We start from the raw sequence: 17,530 nt of genomic DNA, 5'->3' as shown, positions 1-17,530 counted from the left end.
CGTCGCGCTGCGGCGACCGCCGAGGAGGCCATATGAACAGCGCGAGACCGCACGAGTCAGGTACCTGCCTGTCCATCGACGCGCTGACCGTCCGCATTCCGGTGAGCCGCGGTGGCGTGGTGCACGCGGTGACCGAACTGTCTCTCGACATCGCGGCAGGCGCGATCACCGCGCTCGTCGGCGAATCCGGTTGCGGGAAGTCGATTGTCGCGAGTGCCGTGATGGGTGTGCTACCACGCGAAGCCATCACCACCGGGTCCGTTCGCCTGCAACTCGGTGGTGCGGACCCGGCCCCCGAACCGATCGACATCCTCGCCGCCCACCTGCCGTATCGCGGCCGTCACATCGCCCTGGTCCCCCAGTCACCGAGCACCTACTTCTCCCCCGTACGGACCGTCGGATCTCAACTCGCGGAGGCGATCACCGCGCTCGGCACCGCACACACCCCCGCCGACCTCGTCGAGCGCGCCGAGCTCTCCGTCGCCGCGCTCGATCTGTATCCGCACGAACTCTCGGGCGGCATGGCCCAGCGGGCAGCCGTAGCGGCCGCCTTGGCGGGTGACCCCGAGGTGATCATCGCCGACGAACCCACTTCCGGACTCGATCGCACGCGCACCGACCAGATCGGAAAACTGTTGCGTGAGTGCGCCGATGACGGTGCGGCGGTCCTGCTGATCACGCACGATCTCGGGCATCTGATCCGCGCGGGCATCGCCGACACTGTCGCGGTGATGTACGCGTCACGCCTGATGGAGGTCGGCCCCGGGGCGCACGTGCTCGACGATCCGTGGCACGACTACACGCGCGACCTGCTCGCCGCCCTGCCCGAACACGGCCTGCACCCGCTCCCCTATCCCCCGCGAGCGCTGACGAACCTGTCCGAGATCTGTCCCTACGCGGGTGGCCCGACGCACTTGGTTCCCCAGCTGCCGCGCATGATTCGCCGACCGAGGTCCTGATGCTGATCGCCGACTCCATCACCGCGGGCTACAGCTCGGAATCCGTCATCCGCGGGGTCGACCTGCGGATCACTCCGGGCGAGATCGTCGGAATCACCGGCGACTCGGGATCGGGGAAAACCACGCTCGCGCGAACCATGGCCGGGCTACTGACGCCCACCTCCGGCACTGTCACCGTCGACGGGCAGGCACCCCGCCGGGCTCGCGGCGCCATCGCCATGGTCTTTCAATCCCCCCGTGCCGCAACCAATCCCCACTTCACTCTCGCCCGGATCATCGCCGAGCCCGCCCGCATCCGCGGCGCCACGGTCCCCGATCTCGCCGCGCTGGCCACCGCTGTCGGTCTCACCCCCGACCTGCTCGACCGCCGCCCCCACGCCCTCAGCGACGGCCAGCTCCAACGCGCCTGCCTGGCCCGCGCCCTCGCCCAGAACCCCCGCTACCTCATCCTCGACGAAGCCACCGCCATGCTCGACGCGGCCACCACCGCCACCATCATCCGCCTGGTCATGACGCGCGCCGACGACAACCTCGGCGTCCTGCTGATCAGCCACGACGAGCCCCTCCTCGCGGCCGCCTGCACCCGCATCACCACGATGCACGACGGCACCCTCAGCCCGCGGCAGGCATCTCCGCAATAACCGCACGATTACCTCAGGCTGCGCACAGGAACCCGTTTTAGCGTGAGCCCCTGTGACATTCACGCAACCGAATCCAGTCAGCGCGTGCCGCAGCCTCAGCGGATGGGCCCGCACCGCACCGACCGTCGCCGAAGTGCTGCACACTCCCGACATCGCGGTGATCGCCGAACGGGTGCGGACCGCGGGACCGCGCGGGGTGATCGCGCGCGGGCTCGGGCGTAGTTACGGGGATCCGGCGCAGAACGCGGGCGGACTGGTGGTCGACATGACCGCGCTGGACCGCATCCACAGCATCGATCCCGACAGCGGGATCGTCGAGGTCGACGCGGGCATCAGCCTGGACACGCTCATGCGGGCGGCGCTGCCGTTCGGGCTGTGGGTCCCGGTGCTGCCGGGTACCCGGCAGGTGACGGTCGGTGGGGCGATCGGCGCGGATATCCATGGTAAGAACCATCATTCGCAGGGCAGCTTCGGCAATCACGTGGTGTCGATGGATCTGCTGACCGCCGACGGAACGGTACGTACCTTGGGCCCGGAGGGGCCCGACTCGGCACTGTTCTGGGCGACGGTCGGCGGGATGGGGCTCACCGGCATCATCATCGGCGCGCGAGTTCGGTTGAAGCACACCGAGACCGCGTATTTCCTCGTCGACAACGACCGCACACGCGATCTCGACGAGACGATGGAATTGCTGACCGGCGGTTCCGATGACGGGTACGACTACTCGATGGCGGTGCCGGACACCATTTCCACCGGGGCGAAACTCGGGCGGGCCGGATTCAGCCGGGGCTCGCTGGCCACGGTTGATCAGTTGCCGTCGAGACTGCGTAGCAAACCCTTGAATTTCGATGCCCCACAATTGTTCACAGTGCCCGATATCTTTCCGAACGGGATGGTCAATTCGGTGACCACCCGGATTGCCGCCGAGGCCGCTCATCGCCTGTTTCCCCGGCGGTCGCGAGGGCGCATCCAGAATCTGACGCAGTTCTATCACCCGCTCGACCTGCTCGGCGAATGGAATCGGGCGTACGGCAAGCGCGGGTTCTTGCAGTATCAGTTCTCGATGCCGTTCGGGGCCGAGCAGCAGCTGGCCGACGCGGTGCGCACCATCGCCGAATCAGGGCACCACTCGTTCCTCAACGTCTTCAAGCGCATGGGGGCGAGCAATCCGGCGCCGCTGTCGTGGCCGCATCCCGGATACATGCTGAGCTTGGATTTCGCGCTCTCCAGCGGGCTCGACCGATTCTGCGCCGACCTCGACGAGCGGGTGCGGGCGGCGGGTGGACGGCTGTACCTCGCGAAGGAATCACGGACCACCCCCGAGATGATCGCGACGATGTATCCACGGCTCGACGAATGGCGCCGGGTCAGGGACCGGGTCGACCCCGAACGGGTATTCGCCTCCGACCTCGCACGACGGCTGCGGCTGGTGACAGGACTTCGACATTGATGTGCTTCAGATCACGGCCGGTGAATTGCGAGCGAAAGCTGTTCACAGTTAATCGAATTCACCGGCAATGACGCACGTCACTGTCCGTTTTGAACTCTTAAGACTTTTTAAGTTACATTTCAGCAACAAACAGTTGGACACTTGATCATGGGTGCTCGATCGAGGGCCTGCGCTCCCCAGGGAGCATCGCCATTGAGGGAAAGACTGCATTCATGAACATCAGCAAGGTTGCCGCAACCTCCGCACTCGTCATCGCCGCGCTCGGCGTTGCCACCGGCACGTCGCACGCCGCTCCGGCGCCTGCTCCCGCGCCCGTCGCGGCCTTCCTCGACGGCGTGAACCAGGGTGTGAACCAGGTGCTGCCCGGCATCAACTGGAAGACCGGCATCGAGGGCGACGCGGTCGTCGTCGAGACCGACGCGGGCTCGCTCACCACCGAGAACAACCAGTTCCAGGTGCGCGACAACCAGGGCAACATCGTCGCCGCCCTGCCGCTGGCCTACACGCTCGACGACCTCGAGTACCCGATCGACGCCGCCGTCGACGGCACCCGCGCCACCCTGACCCCGCGCACCGACGTGGCCTCGGCCCGCCCGTCGACCCTGCTGAAGGACGTCGTCCGGCAGGACGCCTTCGACGACGCCGTCAGCGCCGCGGCCACCCAGTTCGGCATCATCACCGCCATCGGCACTCTCGTCGGCACCCTCACCGGTGGCCTCGCGGGCTGCGCCATCGGCGGCGTCGGCGGCCTGGTTCTCGGCGTCCCGGTGCTCGCCCTCGGCGGCGCCACCGGCCTCGCGGGTTGCCTCGCCGGTGCGGCCGTCGGCATCCCGCTGGGTGCGGCCGCGGGCCTGGTGCTGACCGGCGTCCCCGCCGCGATCGCCATCGGCATCGGCTTCAGCAACCGGATCAACGCGCCGGAAAACCAGTAGTCGTCGCCGGAAAGGCCCCGTCCACCCGGACGGGGCCTTTCGTGCTGTTCAGCGCGCGAGGCGGATGCGCAGCGCCTCGTAGGTGGGGATGAAAACCTTTCTGCGGTAGCGGCGTTCGACGATCTCCCACGGGCGTCCGGCCGCGGTCAACGCTTCGAGGAGCGCGGTGAGTTCGGAGTGGACGAGCTGGGCGCCGAGGCAGAGGTGGCGGCCGCCGCCGAACCAGAGCTGGCGGGTTTCGGGGTTGTAGTCCCGGTCGACGCGGAACTCGCCCGCGGCGTTGTTGATGGTCCAGGTGAGGATCTTGACGTGTTCGCCGGCGCGCAGGTCGCGGTCGGCGATGCGGACGTCCGCGGTGACCGAGCGGCCGACGAGGTAGGCCGGGCTCGTGACGCGCAAAGTCTCGCGGACCGCGTCGGGAAGGCGATCAGGAGCGGCGAGCAGGGCGCGGTGCTGGTCGGTGTCGTGCATGATCGCGACCATTCTGGTCATGGCGCTGGCGAGCGTGTCGGTGCCCGCGACGGCCATCAGGATCGCCAGGCCGCCCGCGTGCTCGACGTCGAGGCCCAGTTCGCGGCAGCGGCCGAGGGTGGTGTCGGGATCGGCGCGGGCGTACGCGTCGGGAACGTTGACGGCGAGCTGGGTGGCCAGCTCCCGCGCGCGGGCCAGCGCCACCGGGTCGAGCGTGGTCGAGGCCATCGTGCCGAAACCCAGGTTGACCAGTTCTTCGACGTGATGGAACAGGCGCAGGAACAGCGCGTCCTGATCGTCGGTGTAGTCGCCGCCGATGGCCGCGGCGATGTCTTCGGGGCGCATGCCGACCAGGTCGGAGACGCTGCGCCCGACCAGGATCTGCGCGCGGGCGGCGATGTCGACGGTCTCCCCCGCCGCCAGGCGTTCGCGCAGGTCGCGCAGGTCGGGGCCGATCACGCGCTCGACCAGGGCATCGGTGTGGCTGAGGGTGAACAGGTCGCGCACCTTGGTCCGCAGGTCGGTATGGCCGGGACCCTCGAACAGATCCTCGACCCAGTCGCCGATGACCTGCGCCCACCAGTGCCCGGCCGCGCCCTCGGACACGATGCTGAAATGGGTGCTGTCGTTGTAGATCTGGCGGGCCACCAGCGGATCGGCGACGAACCAGCCGAGTTCGGGCACCTTGCGGATGGGCCGCGCGAACCGTCCCAGCAGCAATAATCCAGGCAACCAGGGTTGACCAGCGGCGAGTAGGGTTAGTTCATGGCGTCGGGCGGAGCTCCACACCCCGGCAGAATCTAATCGAGCACGCCCGATTAGTGAAGGTCTGTGGCTAGGATCGACGAGATGCGCTGGTGGTGATCTGTGCATCACGCGATATCTGGAAGTGAACAAGCATGGTGAGTTCGACAATCGAAGCCGTCGGCGCGTATCTGCCGGCCAGAGAAGTGACCACGGCGGAGTTGCTGGCGCAGCTGGCCGTCGACGCGCCGCTGGATCTGGAGAAGGTCAGCGGAGTCAGGGCGCGCAGGGTACGCGGCGAATCCGAGGACTCCTTCACCATCGCCTCGGCCGCCGCCCGCAGCGCACTGGGCAATTCGCGCTACGAGGCCGCCGATCTGGATGTGATCATCTCCTGCTCGATCACCCGGACCCGGGGCGAGGACTTCTGTCTGGAACCGTCGTTCGCTCTGATGCTGCGCACCGCACTCGGGGCGAACAGGGCGATCCATTTCGACGTGTCCAACGCGTGCGCCGGGATGATGACCGGAGTTCTCCTGCTGGACAGGATGATTCGATCCGGTGCGGTGCGTCGCGGCATGGTGGTGTCCGGGGAGTGCATCACGCCGATCGCCGACACCGCGGTGCGGGAGATCTCGCAGAAGTACGACCCGCAGTTCGCCTCGCTCACCGTCGGCGACGCCGGGGCGGCCGTGCTGCTCGACGGTACCGACGGGCCAGGGCTCGACTACGTGGAGCTCAACACCAGCGCCGCGTTCGCGAAGCTGTGCTTGGGGATGCCCAGTGACCAGGGGCCGGGAGTCGCGCTCTACACCGACAACCGGGCGATGCACAACGAGTCCCGGTACCTGCTGTGGACCTCGCGGCAGCTGGAGTTCCTGGCCGCCCGCGGTTCCAGCTTCGCCGAGGAGGGTTACGACTACCTGATCCATCACCAGTTCAGCGGCCCCGCTGTGGAATTGATCAACAAGATCGCCGAGCGCGAATTCGACGCGGCGATGCCGCCGGGACTCGCGGTGCTGGACCGATACGGCAATACCGCGTCGACCTCGCATTTCGTGGTGTTGCACGACGCGTTGCGGCAGGGACTGATCGAGCCGGGGTCGAAAGTACTGCTGGTACCGGCAGCTTCCGGGGTGGTCGCCGGATTCTTGTCGGTGACAATCGGCGATCTGCGGGTATAGGACAGTATGGGAATCATCATTTCTTCGGCAGTGACGCGCAGCGGCGGAGTCAGCTCGGTAGGACAGGCGGCAAGCGCCGCGCGCGACGCCTTGGCGGGAGCCGGTTGTCCGCCGGAGCAGGTCGACGCACTGATCAATGTGGGGGTCTATCGCGATGCGAACCTGGTGGAACCGGCGGTCGCGGCGCTGATCCAGCAGGCCGCGGGGATCGGGCTGGACTATCGGCGCGGTGACGTGCCGTGCTTGTCGTTCGATCTGATGAACGGTGCCTGCGGGGTGGTGAACGCGGTCGGGGTGGCCGCATCGCTGCTGGCAGATCTGCCCACGGGACATGTCGTCGTCGTGTCGGGCGACGCGCATCCGTCGGGCCGGGCCGATGTGGAGTTCGCGTTCGAGCCGGTAGGGGCGGCTCTCGTGCTCGAGAATTCCGCCGAAGCGGCGGGTTTCGGCGGAGTCCATGTGAGTGCCGGCGACGTACTGCCCGACCCGCAGGGCTACGTGAAGCTGTCCGCGATGGGAGCCGAGGGGCGTTCCTCGCTGACGGTGGAATTGCTCACCGGGACAGCGGAACTCGTCGAGCACGCCGCTATCGCGGCGCGAGAGGCGTTGGCGGCGGACGGTATCGACGCCGGACAGGTGGTGCTGCTGTGCGGTAAACCGACGGCGGACTTCGCCGGCGAACTGGCGGCCCAGCTCGGCGTGGGCGCGGTGGTGACCGACGACTTCGCCGCCGACGCACACACTTCCGCGTTGACCGCCGCGTTCGTGGCGGCTCGTGACGCGGGACTGGCCGAACGGCCGTTGCTGTTCGTCGCCGCCGACGGTGGACCCACCGCGGCGGCAGTGACCTATCGAGGGGTTGGTGTGCGGTGACACGGTCTCTGCATGTTGTTCCGGATCCGGTGAGTGCGCCGCGACATGGTCGCCATCGCGCGGCGGCCGATACTTCGGTCGCGGTGCCCAGCCCGGGAGCGGTGCTGGCGCTGCGGTCGATTCCGGTGATCGGCTGGATATTCCTGATCGCCGGTGTGGTGCGGCCGTTCCGCGCCCGGTGGCTGCGGGTGGCCTTCTGGATCGATGTGGTGCTGAGCGTCGGAGTGCACGCCGCGCAGATTCCAGCAGCCCGGAAAGTGGCCGCTGAACGGGGGATCTCGGGTCGTCGTGCGGCCGTGATGACCATGCTGCTCGGGGCTACCTGGTGGAAGACGCTGGGCGAGGGCGAACAGTGACCGAGGCGGCACCGTCCGGCCGCGGCTTCGTGAGATCGTCGACGGGATAGCGTGGCGCGATGACAGTGCTGGTGACTGGCGCGAGCGGGTTCGTCGGCGGCGCGATCGTGCGCGGGCTGGTGGCGCGCGGGGTGCCGGTTCGGGCGATGGTTCGCGATCCGGCCTCGGCACCGGAGGGCGGCGAGGTGGCGGTGGCCGATCTCGCCGACGCGGGTGCGCTGGCCGCGGCGGTGGCCGGAGTGCGCGCGGTGGTGCACGCGGCGGCCCTGCTCGGTGAATTCGGCAGGCCCGCGGAGTTTTTCGCGGTGAACGTGGCCGGGACCGATCGGCTGATGCAGGAAGCCGCGGCGGCCGGAGTACGGCGGTTCGTGTTCATCGGGAGTCCGAGTGCGTTGATGGCACCCGACGGCGGGGATCAGGTGGGGATCGATGAGACCGTGCCCTACCCGGCGCGATTTCTGAACAGCTATTGCGAGACCAAGGCCGTGGCCGAGCAATTGGTGCTGGCCTCCGATACACCGGAGTTCACGACGTGTTCGCTGCGGCCGCGCGCGGTGTGGGGGCCCGGCGACCGGCACGGGCCGATCGTGCAGATTCTGGCGAAGTTGCGGGCGGGGCGGTTGCCGGATCTGTCCGGCGGGCGCGATGTTCGGGCTTCGCTGTGCTACATCGACCACCTCGTCGACGCCGCCACTCTCGCGCTGACAGCCGAGAAAATCGGTGGGCGTGCGTATTTCATCGCCGACGCGGAGCCGGTGCCGGTATGGGCGACCTTGGACGCGGTGGCCGCACGGTTCTCGTTGACCGGACCGAGCGTGACAGTACCCGCGACGGTGCTCGGCGGGGCCTTGGCGGCGATCGAGACTCTGTGGCGGATACCGGCGGTCGCGCAGCGGTGGACTCCCCCGCTCTCGCGGTACGCGGTCGCGCTCGTCACCCGATCGGCGACCTATGACATTTCGCGCGCCGCCCGTGAACTGGGCTATCGACCGGAGGTGCCGTTCACGACCGGCCTGGACGACTTCCACCGCTGGGTCGACCAGGTCGGCGGGCTGGACCGGCTGCTGGAGGACGCGTGAGTGATCTGTGGGTGGTGATTCCCGCCTTCGACGAGGAACGCGGGATCGACAGCACCCTGAATGCCATCGCAGCACAGCAGGACACGGATTTCACGGTGGTCGTGGTCGACAACAACTCCACCGACCGCACCGTCGAGGTGGTGCGGGCCTTCGCCGCCGCCCATCCACTGCCGCGCATCGTGGTGATCGACGAGCAGCAGAAGGGCACCGGCGCCGCCGCCGATACCGGGATGCGCTACGCGATTTCCCGAGGCGCCACCTACCTCGCGCGCACCGACGCCGACTGCCTGCCCGCCCCCGACTGGACCCGGCGGATCAAGGCCGGGTTCGGCTCCGGGCTGCGATTGGTCAGCGGTCAGCTGATTCCGCGCACCGATGAAGGCGTTTCCTGGATCGACCGCACGATCATTCGGGTGGCACTGGAAGTGGCGTCGACGTTCGGCAAGGTGCGCTCGGGCAACCGGGATCCGAAGTATCTCGGACCATATGTGATGACACCGGGGTGCAACATGGCCATCACCGCCGAATTGTATGTTGCCGCAGGTGGATTCCCGCGCACCGCGATCGAGGATCTCCACGAGGACCGGGCGCTGGTCAACGCGGTGCGCACGATCACCACCGACTATGGTTTGCGCCGGGACGTGCGGGTGCACGGCTCGAATCGGCGAGTGCGCGCCTGGGGTATTCGCAAGACGCTGGCCTGGTACGCCGATCATCGGTATCGGCCCGACGTGGTCGATATTCGGTGAACGCGGCCGGGCCGATCGGCAGTGGAGGGGAACATCGGTGACCGACTTTCTCGCACGGCTTGCCGCGCAAGCCGCACGGATTCCGGACGCGTCGGCGCTCGGCACGGTCGGCAAGCGCGCGCTCACCTACCGGGAGCTGGTGGAGTCCATCGGCCGGGTGGCACACAATCTCGGCGAGGCGGGGTTCGCGCCGGGCGATCGAATGCTGTTCTCGATCCGGCCGAGTGTCTCGTCGGTGCTGGTGATCTTCGGGGTGATCGCAGCGGGCGGGACGATCGTGTTCGTCGACCCCGGCGTCGGGCCGGAGCTCTTCGCCAAGCGAGTCGGCCTGGTCGAACCGGCTTGGGCCGCAACAGAATCGCTGCTGTACGCGGTGAGTGGCCCACTCTCCGGGTTCGGGCGCAAGAAGGGGCTGGAACTGCCGCGGTTCGGCGCGCTCGATGTTCGCCATATCCACAGCGGAGTGTGGTTGCCCGGTACGCCGTTCGGGTCGATTCCGTTGCGGCGGTTCACCGGTGACGCACGCGAGACCGCCCTGCCCGCCGCGGATCCCGACGCGGCGGCGTTGATCGTCTTCACCTCCGGAACGACGGACGACCCGAAAGCCGTGGTGCACACGCGTGCTTCGCTGAGCGCGGGACTCGCCGCGATGGGCGGAAAGACCAGCCTCGCGCCGGGCGCCTTCCTGCACACCGAGCAGCTCATGATGGGACTGCCCGCGTTGATGGCGGGGGCGCGGTGGGCGATGCCGCGGTATCCACGGTTCGGGACGCACATCGATCCTGTCCGATTCACGCGAAATCTGCGGAGCGCTACGCATACGTTCTACACCCCGGCCGATCTCGCTGTCGCGCTCGACGCGATCGAAGCCGGCGACCTCGAGCCGCCGCCGAATCTGCGTCAAGTGGCCCTCGGCGGCGCGCCGGTCACCTCCGCACTCCTGCGCCGCGCACGGAAATCGTTGCCCGACACCGAGTTTCTCGCGATCTATGGGATGACGGAGATCCTGCCAGTCGCGATCGCGACCGGCACCGCCAAGCTCGCGCACGACGGGGATCTGCTCGGCGCTCCGGTGCGTGGTGTGCAGGCGCGGATCGCCGACGACGGGGAACTCGTGCTGTCGGGCCCGAACCTGTGCCGCGGGTATCTCGGCGCGGAGCCGCTGACCGAGATCGCGACCGGGGACCTCGCACGGTGGGACGGAACGGAACTCGTCCTCACCGGACGCAAGAAAGACATGATGATCCGGGGGAAGACCAATATTTACCCGGGGTTGTACGAGCCGGTGATCACCGCGATCGACGGGGTGCGCGAGGCGATCATGGTCGGCCTGCCGGACGAGATCGGCGATGAGCGGATCGTGCTCGCCATTGTCGCCGCCGAACCGGGAGCAGACGACATCGCGGCCCTGCTTCGCGAACGACTGCCGCAGGTCATCGACACCACCGCCGTCCCCGACGACATCGTGGTGGTGGATCGGATTCCGGTCAGCGGGCGGACGAACAAACCGGATCGCGCGGCGCTACGGGAGCTTGTGGGCAAGCTGCTCGCCTGAGTGCGGGCCGCCCGCTGGACTCGGTGCTGCCGGTCGGCTCAGCGGGTCACCGAGCGGAGCGTGCGGTCGGCGAGGGATTCGATGGTGGCCCGAGGGAGCATGGTGTCGACGTAGCAGAAGGTGATCGACATCGTGGTGCCGAGGGTGGCCACCGCGACCGTCAGCGCACTGGCGCAGGAGTTCGTTCCGGCGACCGTCAGCGCCGTGATATCCAGCGGCTCAGGGGTTTCGGGCGGTGAGAGTCTGCCCAGATTGCTGAGAGTGACGTTCCACGGAGCCCGGCGGTCGATGAGTTCGATGGTGCGCCTGCCGGATTCGAGCGAGCGGGGGCAGCCGTAGCGGATGGCGGCCAGGGCGGTGAGGTCGGTGTTCTTCGCCAGCCGCTGGTGCAGTTGGGTTTTCGCCGCGCGAGCCGCGTCCCACAGGGAATGACCAGGGCCGTAGGGGACGAAAGTGGGGACGACCGCGGTGAACATGCCGGGCTCGTCGTCGGCCGGGGGCGGGTTCAAGCGGGAGCGGACGTCGACCGGAATGCCGATGCCCGCGACGCCGGAGGGCCGCGGGGCGAGTTCACCGAGGGCGTTGGCCAGGGCGGCGGTCAGCGCGGCGTTGACGGTGACGTCGTGCTGGTGGCAGCGGGTCCGGAGCTCGGTGAGGGTGTCGCCCTCGACGGTGCGGATCACGGTGCGGGTGCGGCGGATCGGAAGTGGTGGCGCGATGCCGGGCAGGCTGGTCGGGCGGCGCGCCATCGCCGTGAGCTGACCGGTGAGGTTGGTGCGCAGGCAGCGCAGCAGGCGCGTGTGTGCGGGAGGGATGAGGTCGTCGGGAGCCGGAATCGGCGGACGCGCGGCGCCGGGGAGGGGAGATCCGAAGGCGTAAGCGAGGATTCGCCACCCCAGCGACGTCATCGAGCGGCCGTCGAGCAGCACATGCGACAGCACCAGGATCAGGTCGTGGTGTTCCTCGGAAGTGCCCGGGCGCCACACCAGATCGATGACGCGCCCAGGTGCGGTCGCGAGGTCGACGGGCTCGGCCAGCTGTTCGTCGAAGACCGTGCGCCACTCGTCGGGGTCGTCGACCATGCGGTGCAGGACCGGTAGATGCGGGTCGGCGGACGGGGCGAAACGCGGGCCGTCGACAACGGTTGTCCGCAGTAGCGGAAATTCCGCGACCAGCGCGTCCGCGGCCTCTTCCAAGCGGTAAGCGCCGATCGGGCCGCGCACCCGCAATCGGACCACGCAATTCGCCGGCGACAACTGATCGACGAGCCAGAACCACCGCTCCGACGCCGACAGCGGGCGCATCACCTCGCCCAACACGGCCTCCGCTGTATCGACACACCGCGAGCGTACCGACGCCCGCCCGAAACTCAGCACTTTCACATGGCGTTACTACATGCGTATTATGGACTTATGGGTTTCGAGTGGCCTGATTGGGCGATCGCTCACCTGATCGGCATCGAACCCAGCGAGGTTCGGCAGGTCCTCGCAGCGTCACGACGGTGGCCACGCCCGGCCTTCGACGGCCAGGTGACCGTCCTGACGGTGTGGGGGCGCACCACAGCCGGCCGCCCGTTGATCGTGGTGATGCGGCAACGGGAGGACTGGACGTGGGTGATCATCGGCGCACGCACGATGCGCGCCGAGGAACTGGCGCAATTCGAGCAGTGGGAAAGTGAGACCCGATCATGAGCGAGCCAGGACTTCCGTCCAGCAAAGAAGAACTCGCCGACTTCATGGATCGGCTGAGTTTCTCCGACGAGCCCACCGATGCCCCACCACGTCTTCCCGTCAACGAAGACATCATGGTGACCACGTCGATCCGGCTCCCCCTCGGTCTGCACAGCCGGCTGAAATCCCTCGCCGACGAACGTCGGGTAGGAGTCTCCACCCTCCTGCGCGAATGGGCCGAAGCAGCCGTCGCCGATATCGACGACGAAGACCAGATGATCTCCCTGGCCGAAGCCAAACGCGCCCTCTCCCGAGTCCACCCCATCCACCGAGCGAGCTGACGCGCGGACCGACCGGTAGACGGAAATACGACTGAAGCCCCCGCCGAAAGCGGGGGCTTCAGTCGTCTCGATCAGCTGGCTCGCCTCAGCGGCGGCGCTTGCCCTTGGAGTCGGTGCGGGCGGCTTCGCGGCGTTCGCGGCGGGTGCCGCCCTGCTGATGACCGCCGTATTCCTGTGCGTCGGAATGGGATTCGGCATGGCCGTCCTCGGCGGGGCCCGAGTAGTTCATCGCTCGGGGAGCCTGGTCGCTGATTCCCTTGGCACGCAGAGCAGGCGGGGCCTGGGTCTCCGCGGGGGTGTCCTGCGGGCGGGCACCGACCGGGGAGCGCAGACCCTTGTCGATCGAGACGCCTTCGGGCTGGGGCTGCTGGACCTCCACCTGGAGGTTGAAGAGGAAGCCGACCGACTCCTCCTTCAAGCCTTCCAGCATGGCGGCGAACATGTCGAAGCCCTCGCGCTGGTACTCGACCAGCGGATCGCGCTGGGCCATGGCGCGCAGGCCGATGCCCTCCTTGAGGTAATCCATCTCGTAGAGGTGTTCGCGCCACTTGCGGTCGAGGACCGAGAGCAGAACCTGACGTTCCAGGTTGCGCATCGCGCCTTCGCCCGCGAGGCCGTCGATCTCCTGCTCGCGCTTCTCGTAGGCGGTGTGCGCGTCGTCGAGGAGCGTTTCGCGAAGCTCGTCGCGGGTCAGTTCGCCCGCGTCGCCGGTGGCGGTCTCGCCGGTGAGTTCCTTGTGATCCAGGCTCACCGGGTACAGCGTCTTGAGGGCGGTCCAGAGCTTGTCCAGATCCCAGTCCTCGACGTAACCCTCGGCGGTGGCACCGTCGACATAGGCGGTGGTCACGTCGGTGATCATGTTCTGAACCTGACCCTCCATGTCCTCGCCACGCAGGATCTGGTTGCGCTCGCCGTAGATGACGGTGCGCTGCTGGTTCATCACCTCGTCGTACTTCAGCACGTTCTTGCGGATCTCGAAGTTCTGCTGCTCGACCTGGGTCTGCGCGCTCTTGATGGCCTTGGAGACCATCTTCGCCTCGATCGGGACATCGTCGGGCAGGTTCAGGCGGGTCATGATCGACTCGAGCGCGGCGCCGTTGAAGCGGCGCATCAGCTCGTCACCCAGCGAGAGGTAGAAGCGGGACTCGCCCGGGTCGCCCTGACGGCCCGAACGTCCACGCAGCTGGTTGTCGATACGACGCGACTCGTGGCGCTCGGTGCCGAGCACGTAGAGACCGCCGGCCTCGCGAACCGTCTCGGCGTCGTCCTCGGTCTGCTTCTTGACCTGGTCGAGTGCGGAGTGCCAGGCGGCCTCGTACTCGTCAGGGGTGTTCACCGGGTCGAGGCCCTGCTTGCGCAGCAGGATGTCGGCGATGATGTCGGCGTTGCCGCCGAGCACGATGTCGGTACCACGACCGGCCATGTTGGTGGCCACGGTGACCGCGCCGGGGCGACCGGCCTCGGCGATGATCTGGGCTTCCTGCTCGTGGAACTTCGCGTTCAGCACCGAGTGCGCCACACCACGCTTGGTGAACTGCTTGGACAGGTACTCCGAGCGCTCGACGCTGGTGGTACCGATCAGGACCGGCTGGCCCTTCTCGTGCCGCTCGGTCACGTCGTCGACCACCGCGGCGAACTTGGCCTCTTCCGACTTGTAGATCAGGTCGGCCTGGTCCTTGCGGACCATCGGCTTGTTCGTCGGGATCGGGACCACGCCGAGGTTGTAGATCGAGTGCAGCTCGGCGGCCTCGGTCTCGGCGGTACCGGTCATGCCCGACAACCTGCTGTAGAGGCGGAAGTAGTTCTGCAGGGTGATCGTGGCCAGGGTCTGGTTCTCCGGCTGGATCTCGACCTTCTCCTTGGCCTCGATCGCCTGGTGCATGCCCTCGTTGTAGCGGCGGCCGACCAGGATACGGCCGGTGAACTCGTCGACGATGATCACTTCGCCGTCGCGGACGATGTAGTCCTTGTCGCGCTGGTAGAGCTCCTTGGCCTTGATGGCGTTGTTCAGGTAGCTCACCAGCGGCGAGTTCGCGGCCTCATAGAGGTTGTCGATGCCGAGCTGATCCTCGACGAACTCCACGCCCTGCTCGTGCACGCCGATGGTGCGCTTCTTGATGTCCACTTCGTAGTGGACATCCTTCTTCAGCAGCGGCGCGATGCGCGCGAATTCGGCGTACCACTTCGACGACGCGTCGGCCGGGCCCGAGATGATCAGCGGGGTGCGGGCCTCGTCGATGAGGATCGAGTCGACCTCGTCGACCACGGCGAAGTTGTGACCACGCTGGACGAGATCGTCCAGGGAGTGGGTCATGTTGTCGCGCAGGTAATCGAAGCCGAACTCGTTGTTCGTGCCGTAGGTGATGTCGGCGGCGTAGGCCACCCGACGCTCGGCGGGAGTCATACCGCCCAGGATCACGCCGACCTCGAAGCCGAGGAAGCGGTGCACACGGCCCATCCACTCGGAGTCGCGCTTGGCGAGGTAATCGTTGACCGTGACCACGTGCACGCCGTCGCCGGAGATGGCGTTCAGGTACGCGGGGAGCACACAGGTGAGCGTCTTGCCCTCACCGGTCTTCATCTCCGAGATATTGCCGAGGTGCAGCGAGGCGCCGCCCATGATCTGGACCTTGTAGTGCTTCTGGTTCAGCACTCGCCACGACGCCTCACGTGCCACGGCGAAGGCCTCGAGCAGCAGGTCGTCGAGGGTTTCCCCGTCGGCGTAGCGCTGGCGGAACTCGTCGGTCTTGGCACGCAGCTCGTCGTCGGTCAACGCTTCGATCTCGTCGCCGTACGCGATGACCTCATCGGCGAGGTTCGAGAGCCGCTTGACCATGCGACCTTCACCAATCCGTAGCAACCTCGTCAGTGTCAGCGCAGGCACGGGTCTCGTCAGTCCTCTGGTCGGAGTTGTGTTCAACGGCGATGGTAGTCCGCAGACCACCGTACCCGGCGGCGCGGACCCGTGCCCGGCGTACCGGCGCAGTCATTACCCCAGGTCACGACGCTCGGCGAGCCTCCTTGCCCGGCACCGCGATTCACCTGCCGTGACGTAGGATGTAGCGCGTGCCCGATCAGCGCCATACGGCACCGGAAGGAGTTTCGGAGCGCGTGATCACGAGATTGACGCCGCAGGACGCGTCGTTCTATCGGCTCGAGTCGAGCAGTAACCCGATCCACATCGGCTCTCTCGCGATCCTGAACAACTCCTCCCCCGACAGCACAGGCCAGGTACTGGACTACGAACGGCTCGTCGACCTGGTCGAATCCCGGCTGCCGATGGTGCCGCGCTACCGCCGCAAGGTGCGCGAGATCCCGCTCGCCATGGGCAGGCCGGTCTGGGTCGAGGACAGCCGTTTCGACATCAGCTATCACATCCGGCGTTCCGCGCTGCCGAGTCCCGGCAGCGACGGCCAGCTCTACGATCTCGTCGCCCGGCTCGCGTCGCGACCCCTGGACCAGGGGCGACCATTGTGGGAGATGTACCTGATCGAGGGCCTCGCCGACGGGCGCGCCGCGGTGTTCACCAAGTCGCACTCGGCACTCGTCGACGGTGACACCGCCCTGGAGATCGGGCACGTGATCCTCGACAACTCCCCGCTGCCGCGCGAACTGGCCGACGACTCGTGGCGTGCGCCGCGCGAACCCACCGATGTGGAACTGCTCGCCGGAGCGCTCTCGCAACTGGCCGCGCAACCGCGCGAGGCCTACAGCGTGATGCGCGACGCCGGATCGAACGCGTTCGGGGTGGTGCGCGGCACGCGGATGGCGGTGAAGGCCGCGGCCAGCGTGGTGCGCGCGGCGACCTCGAGCGCGGCGCCGGACAGCCCGCTCAACGCCCGCACCTCGCGCAGCCGCCGCTTCGACGTGGTGCGCACCGATCTGGACGACTACCGCACGATCCGCAGGCATTTCGACTGCTCGATCAACGACGCGGTGCTCGCGGTGGTCACCGGGGCGCTGCGCAACTGGCTGCTCTCGCGCAACGAGGCACTGGTCGAGTCGACCAATCTGCGCGCGGTGGTGCCGATGTCGGTCTATGTCGACGGCGACAATCAGCTGACCCCGGCCAGCGAGGTGTCCTCGTTCCTCATCGATCTGCCCGTGGGCGAGCCGAATCCGACGATGCGGCTCTCGCACATCTCGCATGCCACCGAAGCGGCGGGCAGGCAGCGCCGCGGGGTGCGGGCGCGCACACTCGTGCACCTGGCCGGGTTCGCGCCCGCGAGCCTGCACGCGATGAGTGTGCGAGCGGCGAGTACCTTCGCCGACAACAGTTTCAATCTGGTGATCACCAACGCGCCGGGACCACAGACCGCGATGTACATCGGCGGCGCGCGCATGCTGGAGATGTATCCGGTATCACCGCTGCTGCGCAATCAGACGTTGAGTTTCGGGCTCACCTCGTACGACGGTCAGGTCTTCTACGGACTCAACGCCGACCGCGACGCCATGGCCGATATCGATGTCCTCGCGGCATCGGTGCACGAATCGATGGAGGAGTTGCTCGGTGCCTGTCTCTGAGA

Annotated in this window: 16 protein-coding genes; 13 read left to right on the top strand and 3 right to left on the bottom strand. The window is 67.5% G+C overall.

Annotated features, from left to right (window positions below):
- Positions 1 to 32: 32 nt before the first annotated feature.
- The 4 genes from ACFVVI_RS28655 to ACFVVI_RS28640 all read left to right on the top strand — a co-directional run bounded on the left by ACFVVI_RS28655 (position 33) and on the right by ACFVVI_RS28640 (position 3,982).
- On the top strand, positions 33 to 959 hold the full coding sequence (locus tag ACFVVI_RS28655; RefSeq protein ID WP_387447562.1) for an ATP-binding cassette domain-containing protein: 927 nt from the start codon (positions 33 to 35) through the stop codon (positions 957 to 959).
- Positions 959 to 1,600: an ABC transporter ATP-binding protein gene (locus tag ACFVVI_RS28650; protein WP_378993543.1), complete on the top strand. Its 642-nt coding sequence runs from the start codon at positions 959 to 961 to the stop codon at positions 1,598 to 1,600. Before ACFVVI_RS28655 ends, ACFVVI_RS28650 begins: the two co-directional genes overlap by 1 nt.
- A 52-nt stretch (positions 1,601 to 1,652) precedes the next feature.
- Positions 1,653 to 3,050 (top strand): FAD-binding protein, encoded by a 1,398-nt coding sequence (locus tag ACFVVI_RS28645; RefSeq protein WP_387447561.1) that lies wholly within the window; start codon positions 1,653 to 1,655, stop codon positions 3,048 to 3,050.
- 212 nt (positions 3,051 to 3,262) lie between these two features.
- Complete coding sequence (locus ACFVVI_RS28640) at positions 3,263 to 3,982, top strand: hypothetical protein (protein WP_378993541.1); 720 nt, start codon at positions 3,263 to 3,265, stop codon at positions 3,980 to 3,982.
- 48 nt (positions 3,983 to 4,030) lie between these two features.
- On the opposite strand, the gene ACFVVI_RS28635 is transcribed toward ACFVVI_RS28640, so the two are convergent.
- Positions 4,031 to 5,173 carry a cytochrome P450 gene (locus tag ACFVVI_RS28635; protein WP_378993540.1) on the bottom strand — a complete coding sequence of 381 codons (1,143 nt, stop codon included), beginning with the start codon at positions 5,171 to 5,173 and terminating at the stop codon, positions 4,031 to 4,033.
- A gap of 179 nt (positions 5,174 to 5,352) precedes the next feature.
- Here ACFVVI_RS28635 and ACFVVI_RS28630 point away from each other — a divergent pair, with 179 nt between their 5' ends.
- From ACFVVI_RS28630 to ACFVVI_RS28605, 6 genes are all read left to right on the top strand, one after another.
- Positions 5,353 to 6,381, top strand: a complete 1,029-nt coding sequence (locus tag ACFVVI_RS28630) for a 3-oxoacyl-ACP synthase III family protein (protein ID WP_387447560.1) — start codon at positions 5,353 to 5,355, stop codon at positions 6,379 to 6,381.
- A 6-nt stretch (positions 6,382 to 6,387) separates the two neighbouring features.
- Positions 6,388 to 7,254: a hypothetical protein gene (locus ACFVVI_RS28625; protein ID WP_387447559.1), complete on the top strand. Its 867-nt coding sequence runs from the start codon at positions 6,388 to 6,390 to the stop codon at positions 7,252 to 7,254.
- Between the two features lie 83 nt (positions 7,255 to 7,337).
- Positions 7,338 to 7,610, top strand: a complete 273-nt coding sequence (locus ACFVVI_RS28620) for a hypothetical protein (protein WP_387447558.1) — start codon at positions 7,338 to 7,340, stop codon at positions 7,608 to 7,610.
- 59 nt (positions 7,611 to 7,669) lie between these two features.
- A complete protein-coding gene (locus ACFVVI_RS28615; protein ID WP_387447557.1) occupies positions 7,670 to 8,689 on the top strand; it encodes an NAD-dependent epimerase/dehydratase family protein in 1,020 nt (339 codons plus the stop codon).
- Positions 8,686 to 9,438: a glycosyltransferase family 2 protein gene (locus ACFVVI_RS28610; RefSeq protein ID WP_379312729.1), complete on the top strand. Its 753-nt coding sequence runs from the start codon at positions 8,686 to 8,688 to the stop codon at positions 9,436 to 9,438. The genes ACFVVI_RS28615 and ACFVVI_RS28610 overlap by 4 nt, the downstream gene beginning before the upstream one ends.
- Positions 9,439 to 9,475: 37 nt before the next feature.
- Positions 9,476 to 10,993, top strand: a complete 1,518-nt coding sequence (locus tag ACFVVI_RS28605) for a class I adenylate-forming enzyme family protein (protein ID WP_387447556.1) — start codon at positions 9,476 to 9,478, stop codon at positions 10,991 to 10,993.
- A gap of 38 nt (positions 10,994 to 11,031) precedes the next feature.
- On the opposite strand, the gene ACFVVI_RS28600 is transcribed toward ACFVVI_RS28605, so the two are convergent.
- Positions 11,032 to 12,312, bottom strand: coding sequence for a hypothetical protein (locus ACFVVI_RS28600; RefSeq protein WP_387447555.1), 1,281 nt, complete (start codon positions 12,310 to 12,312; stop codon positions 11,032 to 11,034).
- Between the two features lie 93 nt (positions 12,313 to 12,405).
- On the opposite strand from ACFVVI_RS28600, the gene ACFVVI_RS28595 reads away from it, so the two are divergent.
- Both ACFVVI_RS28595 and ACFVVI_RS28590 read left to right on the top strand, forming a co-directional pair.
- Complete coding sequence (locus ACFVVI_RS28595; protein ID WP_056813016.1) at positions 12,406 to 12,684, top strand: hypothetical protein; 279 nt, start codon at positions 12,406 to 12,408, stop codon at positions 12,682 to 12,684.
- Positions 12,681 to 13,004, top strand: coding sequence for a hypothetical protein (locus ACFVVI_RS28590; protein WP_378632602.1), 324 nt, complete (start codon positions 12,681 to 12,683; stop codon positions 13,002 to 13,004). The genes ACFVVI_RS28595 and ACFVVI_RS28590 overlap by 4 nt, the downstream gene beginning before the upstream one ends.
- Before the next feature lie 85 nt (positions 13,005 to 13,089).
- Here ACFVVI_RS28590 and secA read toward each other — a convergent pair whose 3' ends face one another.
- The gene (gene secA, locus ACFVVI_RS28585) at positions 13,090 to 15,888 is read right to left on the bottom strand and encodes a preprotein translocase subunit SecA (RefSeq protein ID WP_379312733.1); all 2,799 of its coding nucleotides are present in this window, start codon (positions 15,886 to 15,888) and stop codon (positions 13,090 to 13,092) included.
- A gap of 227 nt (positions 15,889 to 16,115) precedes the next feature.
- Between secA and ACFVVI_RS28580 the strand changes: the two genes are divergently transcribed.
- Entirely contained in the window at positions 16,116 to 17,528 is a 1,413-nt protein-coding gene (locus tag ACFVVI_RS28580; RefSeq protein WP_378993531.1) for a wax ester/triacylglycerol synthase family O-acyltransferase, read from the top strand.
- Positions 17,529 to 17,530 lie beyond the last annotated feature (2 nt).

The organism is Nocardia sp. NPDC058114 (assembly GCF_042884695.1).
Taxonomy (GTDB): Bacteria; Actinomycetota; Actinomycetes; order Mycobacteriales; family Mycobacteriaceae; genus Nocardia.
This window is presented reverse-complemented; position numbering and strand designations above follow the sequence as displayed.